We start from the raw sequence: 4,223 nt of genomic DNA, 5'->3' as shown, positions 1-4,223 counted from the left end.
GCCCGACTGAAGAAGGAAGGACGACTTCGAGCGGATGTTGAGCAACGGCAGGTGAAATACCTCAACAATGGTATTGAATCCGATCATGCCCCCATCAAGAAACTCCTTGCAGGCACCGGCGGTTTTAAAAAACGAAAGCGTGCCTGGTCAACCCTTCAGGGATTCGAATCTCTACGGATGTTGAATAAAGGCCAGTTTGATTTTTGGTTACGTCAGGATGAGCGTAAAGTGCTTGTGCGGGAGAGATCCGCCTTCATGAATCGACTCTTTAATGTCGAGGTAATTTACACGTAATTTCAGGAAGCGGCGGGGTGAAATCCGCCCGATTGAATTTTTTGCAACAACCCCGTAGTAATGGCTAAGTCGCTGAATCGGCGAGGTCTACCACGCTTGCCTTGTTTGTTTTGTTTCCACTCAGCTATCGTTTCCTCATCAATCCAAAAGGTCAGAGAACCACGGTTGATTAAGGCTTTGTTGTACTGCTTCCAGTTAGTTGTTTTGTCACGAGGTTTAGACATGAGACTACGACGATTGATGGGTGTAGCCGATCAGATCGTAGCTTCTAGATTTAGTTCCATCGATTTAAGCAACAAAGCCTGTTCGTGTCGCCATTATGGCTTTTGAGTCCTTGGCGATAAGCTCATGGAAGACATATTCCCGTGCCTGGCAGCAGCGGTCTGCGCTTGTCCTGCTTACTTTTCAAAGCAGCGCTCGTACTTGTTTGGGGTTACTATTTAAGGTCGTTCCCGCGCGCCTACTCCGCCCCTCGTCGACCATTTACACTCCTCATATCCCGCAGCCTACGGTTAGGAATAGTGGTAGAATGTTTACCGATGTCATTGTTTCTGCTTTGATGTGGTTTAATCAAGTTGGATCATAAATCAGTAACAATGATGAGTGATTGGAATGTATTCGATTTATCTAAATAAATCAGCATTTATTTAGATAAATCGAATTTGTTGTGAGTTGAGTCATGCTATGGAAGAGCGTTTGGGAAGTTTGTTAAAAAAACACAATATAGAAAATATAAAAGATCTTGCATATAAGATGGGGGTTAACTATCAAACCTTATATTCATTGATTAGTGGTAAAAACAACAATCCTAAAATTGATACGATAAAGAAAATATGTGATTATTTTAATATAACCGTTGATGATTTGATTTATAAAGAAAGAAAGCTTGTATATTTAAATTCTAGAGGAGAAAGTTACGAAGATGCCTTGAAAACCATTGACGAACTTTATAATATTTCTCTGGTTATAAGAAATAATTCAGCAATAAAATTTTTACCAGAAGACGCTGATTTGGTTTTTAATTGTTATGATGGTAATTTAAGTGACAACAGTTATGTTTTCGTGAAAAGTAATAAAACAAATGGATTTTCAATAAAGAGAGCCGTTTCTATTAATTAAAAATTTTATCTTATGGAGTTAGATAAAGATGTCATTTTTGACATGCATGATTATAAGGTGCTTCAAAAGCTAACTAGGATAAGGGTATGAAATTATTTAATTTTTCAAAAGAAGATTTCAATCTATTTAAAGTCGATGGAGTGGTTGGTTATTTTTCCGAGATAAACGATAATGATTTAGAACGAATAAAAATAGACAAAGACAATATTAATAGCTTTATTTGTAAAGCAGAGAAACATGTATTAAATAATGATTATATCAAAGAGATTAATTTCAGGAATAAAACCATTTTAATTAACTTGAAAAATTTAGAAGTGGTAATTAAATTTGAAGATATTCATGATTGTCATAAAGTAAAAAAAATAGGAATGACAAATAAAGATATTATTACCATATCTAAATTAATAGGTGTAATATGAAAAATATAGAGAAAATATATATTGTTTTAACGTTATTATTGTCTGTGACACTTATTGTATCAAATTTGTCAGCTATTAAAGTGATAGAAATTTATGGGTATCGCCTCACTGCTGGTTTTTTTAGTTACCCTTTTGTTTATGTTTTTTGCTCAATAATTATAGCATTAAGAAATAAATATCATTATGTTTTTTCTATTCTTTTGTCGTATTTTGCATATTTTATTTTCACAATACTAATGTTTATCTCCATGAAATTAAATGGAATAAATTCACAAAATGAAATTCAGGTAGCATTTGAAAGCATTTTTGATTTGAATCAAATGAGGATATTTGTCGCATCTTCTTTGGCCTACTTGTTTTCTTTTTATATTTTTGGAATTATTTTTTCAAAATTAGAACACATAAGAATTGATATTAGATTATTTGTTGCAATACTTATATCTTCAACTTTAGATGTTACAATATTTTTAACTATTGCATTTTTAGGCTCTTTAAATTTTGATGTTCTTGTTAGTATTTTAATTTTGGCTGGAATCAAAAGAATTGCAAGCCAAATTATACTCTTCTTTCCTACTTTGTATGCGATAAAAAAACTAAGGGGGTATTGTGATAAAGATATTTCAAATAACTGATTGCCATCTTGATAAAAAACCAAATGAAAAAGATATAGCCTTGAAATATTTGTTATCTTATATAGATAATGAATGCGTTGAAAATAAAGTAGTTTTTTTGACCGGAGATATCGCAAATTGTAGTGAGCGTTTAGCTTATGAAAGAGTCGCTGAGTATATTGGAAAACACTCAAATATAAAATCATGTTACGCAGTTGCAGGTAATCATGATGATGTAAAAATAATGAAATCTTGCTTTTATGGAACCAAAATTAAAATAGCAAATGAGGCATTGATCGATGGAGTAAGATTCTTGTTCTTAGACACTAGCCAAAAGCCTCTAGGAGGAACACTTGATCTTGGTGCGGGAAGGATAACGAAAAAAGAATTATATAGACTTAAAAAAGCATCAAGAAAAAATGAAATGATAATAGTAAGTCACCATCCTTTAATAAAGGTTGGTGGTAAATGGTTTCATAAAATTGGACTTGAGAATGAAAAACAAATTGAAAAAATTATTAAACGTAGGCATATGGTTATAAGCGGACATGCTCATGACGCACTTAGTAAAAATGAGGGGTTTATTCAGCAATTTATTCGTTTATCTTCATCATATGGGTTTAATCATGAAAGTGAAGAAATTATGCGTACTGCGGATTCAGGAATGACGACCTATCAGATTGAGTCAGTAGGTGGCTTACCAACCGTAGTTTCTTATGAGCATATTCGCATAACAGATAGTGTAACAGCGAGCTAGCTAAAAACATGATAAGAATCACGATATCTTAATTTTGATAAATACATTATAGATGTTGCAAAGCCCTTAATTTTGCTGCTATGATACGATCAGTTGTTGAATTTAAAGTGCATTACATAGCACGCTACTACATAGTTTTCTATGTAGTGTATTTTTCAGTAGTTAGAATGTGTTGGGGGTGAGACCCTGACTACATAGCATTCGCAAGAAGCCGTCTTCCCGTAAGTAGACGGTTTTTTTGTGCCTGAAATTCAGGAACTTGATCTTTAAGAGATCTTCTGTATATTGGATACTCTATTGTTTGGACTCTCAACCCAAACGACCCTAAAAATCTTGTGGAATCCTACTATGAACTGCATGTTTCAAGCTTGCCGAGGGCAGGCATCAATCAGACTCAACACTCAGACATTTACCCCATCAGATAACGCATCTCTCATCGAGGATCGTTTGGGTAATGGCTTAGAGGGTGAGTCGCATGTTAACGACTGATAACTCCCTTACACCGACCAAAGCCGAGTACGACAAAGCTTATCGAGCGAGACGCAAAGCGCGTAAGCTTGAACTTGTCGCTCTGCATCAAGAAGCACTCGCACTCAAGCACCAAAACGATCCAGATTTCAGCATCGGATTCCGTAGCCGTCGGTTATTGCGAAACGGCGACATCGTTAATCTTCCCCATGAATACGCGTTTATCCTGAAAGGCTGTGAGGAGTTCATTGAAAATCCACAGCGTTTTCCTGCCCTTTTCGCCTGGGGAGGCGAGGCGGTTCGTAATATCCAGTGTCGCACTCTGATAGTCAAGGTCTTGGCCTGTATTCTGCCGAACACCGATTTGATTGGTGGTCGTATAGGTCTGGCCACAGAAGCGGGTTTAATGCCCATTAGCTACGATCAGCTACAAGAGGATTATGTGCTTCGCTGGGGTGAGTATGTCTCACCGAAAGCCTTTGGCAAGGTGATGATCTACCTTCGCCGTGCCGGTTATTTCCATTCAGAGCGGATAACCGTGTGTGTTGATGATGC

6 protein-coding genes and 1 pseudogene are annotated in these 4,223 nt (G+C 36.1%); 6 read left to right on the top strand and 1 reads right to left on the bottom strand.

Going from position 1 to position 4,223, the window contains the following annotated elements; genetic code table 11:
• A partial coding sequence (locus tag B5D35_RS22870; protein WP_139367851.1) for a DDE-type integrase/transposase/recombinase occupies positions 1 to 294 on the top strand: 294 nt, incomplete at its 5' end.
• A 38-nt stretch (positions 295 to 332) separates the two neighbouring features.
• Here the strand turns inward: B5D35_RS22870 and B5D35_RS22865 are convergent.
• Positions 333 to 518: pseudogene (locus B5D35_RS22865) on the bottom strand (transposase); the annotation flags it as partial.
• Positions 519 to 978: 460 nt separating this feature from the next.
• On the opposite strand from B5D35_RS22865, the gene B5D35_RS22860 reads away from it, so the two are divergent.
• From B5D35_RS22860 to B5D35_RS22840, 5 genes are all read left to right on the top strand, one after another.
• The gene (locus B5D35_RS22860) at positions 979 to 1,413 is read left to right on the top strand and encodes a helix-turn-helix domain-containing protein (RefSeq protein WP_078754711.1); all 435 of its coding nucleotides are present in this window, start codon (positions 979 to 981) and stop codon (positions 1,411 to 1,413) included.
• Positions 1,414 to 1,499: 86 nt separating this feature from the next.
• The gene (locus tag B5D35_RS22855) at positions 1,500 to 1,832 is read left to right on the top strand and encodes a hypothetical protein (protein ID WP_078754710.1); all 333 of its coding nucleotides are present in this window, start codon (positions 1,500 to 1,502) and stop codon (positions 1,830 to 1,832) included.
• Positions 1,829 to 2,464 carry a VUT family protein gene (locus tag B5D35_RS22850; protein ID WP_078754709.1) on the top strand — a complete coding sequence of 212 codons (636 nt, stop codon included), beginning with the start codon at positions 1,829 to 1,831 and terminating at the stop codon, positions 2,462 to 2,464. Before B5D35_RS22855 ends, B5D35_RS22850 begins: the two co-directional genes overlap by 4 nt.
• Positions 2,439 to 3,200 carry a metallophosphoesterase family protein gene (locus B5D35_RS22845; RefSeq protein ID WP_170915259.1) on the top strand — a complete coding sequence of 254 codons (762 nt, stop codon included), beginning with the start codon at positions 2,439 to 2,441 and terminating at the stop codon, positions 3,198 to 3,200. Before B5D35_RS22850 ends, B5D35_RS22845 begins: the two co-directional genes overlap by 26 nt.
• A 475-nt stretch (positions 3,201 to 3,675) precedes the next feature.
• Positions 3,676 to 4,223: hypothetical protein (locus B5D35_RS22840; RefSeq protein ID WP_078754707.1), on the top strand; the 548-nt coding region annotated here is incomplete at its 3' end.

Source organism: Enterovibrio nigricans DSM 22720 (assembly GCF_900167155.1).
Classification (GTDB): Bacteria; Pseudomonadota; Gammaproteobacteria; order Enterobacterales; family Vibrionaceae; genus Enterovibrio; species Enterovibrio nigricans.
The sequence above is the reverse complement of the archived record's forward strand: the minus strand, read 5'-3'. Positions and strand labels throughout refer to the sequence as shown.